Here is a 2,871-nt window from a genome sequence, read left to right on the forward strand (position 1 = left end):
ATTTTCTAGCTCCAAAAATCGTAAAGTCACGTTGTAATAATCATCCAGTGATACCGCTGGAATTCCTTTTACCGGTGCTGCCTCTAAAGCCCCATCCTGATGATTAAATTTGACGGTGAATTGCCGGTTGTCATGCGGCTGTTCAAATTGCAGCCTAAAGTTTTCACCCTGCAGCACAGACCAATCCCGAAGCGTCCGAAGTTCATGCAGCTTGATCCAGCCCATTTCCTGATCTGCCGGCTGCAAGGTAATCGGTCGGCCCGATTTCTTTTTACCTTCCTGAATGATCAACGCACCATCTATGGCATAGGCCTGATTCTGCTCAATGGCCTTCCAAGAGAATTCATCAGACCATAAAAAGCCGTCTTCTAATGAGACGGCTTCAGATGTTGATTTGCGTACGAGTCGCATAGTCACATACCTTTTTTAAGCATTTCCAGTTCACTTAGGAAGTCATTAAAATTACCTTGATTTTCCTCAGCCACAGGGATGCTGATTGTTTTGCCATTAATTGAAATATTGTTTTGTACTGTCCGAGAAGTAGGGGTTGCAGTGACTCTTGGAACTGGAGTACTCACGCTGGGTGCGAGGCTATTCACATCAACAGCCTTGGGTGAAGGACCTGCTGATACAAGACTGTTGCTGTCTAGCTGACGCAACAATTCATTAATCTTGTTTGTACCATTTTGAGTTGTTTGCCCTTTTGCTGCGGCATTATCAAACTCTTGCTGAATTAGATAATTCAGCCCCGCATTGCCGCCTTTTGCCATATTGCTTGCTTTAGCGTCGCGGTCAGCCTCCAAGCCTTTGGACCAGATTGAGCCAGCAAGTTTTTCAGCTTCTTTATCGCTATACCCCTTACTCTTCAGTTGGGCCAAAACATCAGCTTTACTGTATGAGTTGTAGTTATAAATCCCTTTGCTTAGTGATTCGCCTTGGCGTTTCATCTCTGCATCAAATTGGGCTGAGGCCGCATTAACTGCATCTGCCCATGCTTCAGTTGATGATTTGGCTTCATCGCGGGCAACTTGGCCAGCATTGCGGAAGCCATCAGCAATGCCTTCTGCGGAGTTTCGAACTTGATCGTTTGACGCAGCCCAGTCATTCATGGCTTTAACTGAGGCTTTACCTGTGGAATCGATTTGGACTTCAAGATTACGCCCAGCATTCAATGCATTTACAGCGGCAACTCTTCCAGTGTCACCTGATGCGGCGGCAGCTTGAGCCGCCTTCTCGTAGGCTTTTTGAATACCTTCAGCTGTTGCCTGCCCACTATCACGAACATTAATGAAATCCATCAATGCTTGTTGAGCGGCAAGCTTAAGATTTTCTTTGGTCTCAATGCCAAGGCGTTTAAATGACTCTGTAACTGGGTCTATTTCGTCCGGCAGCTTTTGAGCCTGAAACTTAATAGCAATTAAACCTTGCTCAACTTGTGATGTGGAAATCTGTCCTTGGTTACCAAACTCCTTTAGTTTTGCTTTAGCGTAGTCAATTTCAGCTTGGCTTTTTGCAATTTCTAGCCATTTTAGCCAAGCTTCAAATGTCACTTTGGCTGCTTGCTTGCCCTTAATACCTAAGCCTTCAAGACCTTGTGCAAAATTATCCAGCTGACCTTCGGTCTCTTTAAATTTTGCAGAAACTCGATTCAATGAAACATCCAAATCAAGCCCGATCGCAACCGCAGCTTTTCTTGCTCGGTCAGCAGATCCAGAAACCTTGTCAGCTCCCGCAGCCGCCGCATCCCAAGCAGTAACTGACACTTTGCCAGCTTCGTCCATGGTGACAATATATCCCTTTGTCATCAGGTCAGCTTGCATCGTGCCATCCATAACACCTTTGTTCGCTGTAATCGCCGCTTCAGCATAGGCTTGGATAGCATTTAGCTTTTCTTGTTCTGTTACTTTCTTTCCATCAACTTCACGCTGATTTTCTAATAGCAACTGATCGACCAAGTTCTTTGCTTTAAGTAGGGTTTGTGCATTCTTTTCTTGTTCGGTTTGAGCCGCCTCTTCTAACCGTTGCATCCCCTTAGAATGAAATACCAGTGCATCATTTTCGGCCTCAGCATAATACTGCTTAGCCTTTTCCTTCATTGCATCAGCATTGGATGCAAACTGTTTACTTACATCACCCCAGGTAACGGCTGCTAAAACACTATTGGCAGCTGATGCTAAATCAAAGAAAGCTCCTGCTAAAAGATTCACCCCAATTTTTATTGCAGCAGCACCGTCAGCCACAAATCCAAACGCAATCGATAAGCCTTGTAAGGTTCGTTCTAAAAAACTAACTTGCTCAGCAGCTGTTGTTGCTTCACCAGTAAATGATGAAAGTACAGCCAAAACATTGCTAAGCGATGTACCTAAAATATCTGTAATTGTTTTACCCAGATCAGCAGCAACCGCTATCACATCTTTAATTGCATCATAAGCACTGGATAAAGCTAATTTAAGGCTATCAAAAACAGATACATCAATAAATGAAAGCTGATCACCCACCCAAACAAAACCAGAACCAATATCATTAAGCAGTGTTTCCACAATGCCCATGTTATCTGCAAGTGTTACCAGCCATTGCGCCACAGTTGCAGATGCACCATTGGCCTGATCCATAGAACCAATTAGGATTTGCCACTGTGTCGAAATACGCTGTAAGGCGTTGCCAATAGTGGTTGGAAACTTTGCATAATCCGCTTCAATCGCTGCTGATTGGTCTTGCAGGGCTTTAATTACTTTCTCTGCTGACAGCTCGCCATTTTCAGCCATCTTGCGCAGCTCACCAGTTGTAACATCCAGTGATTTGGCTAAAGCGGAAGATATGCCCGGCGCTTGCTCCATGATTGAGTTAAATTCATCACCGCGAAGTACGCCA

The 2,871-nt window shown here is 44.6% G+C and carries 2 protein-coding genes; both read right to left on the reverse strand.

Annotated features, from left to right (window positions below; all coding sequences use genetic code 11):
* On the reverse strand, positions 1-411 hold a 411-nt coding region (locus OKC24_RS19385), incomplete at its 3' end, for a hypothetical protein (RefSeq protein WP_265466258.1).
* Positions 412-413: 2 nt separating this feature from the next.
* Positions 414-2,871, reverse strand: a 2,458-nt coding sequence (locus OKC24_RS19390) for a tape measure protein (RefSeq protein WP_265466259.1), incomplete at its 5' end; no start/stop codon positions are given.

The sequence above is a fragment of the Acinetobacter entericus genome, assembly GCF_026168575.1.
GTDB lineage: Bacteria > Pseudomonadota > Gammaproteobacteria > Pseudomonadales > Moraxellaceae > Acinetobacter > Acinetobacter bouvetii.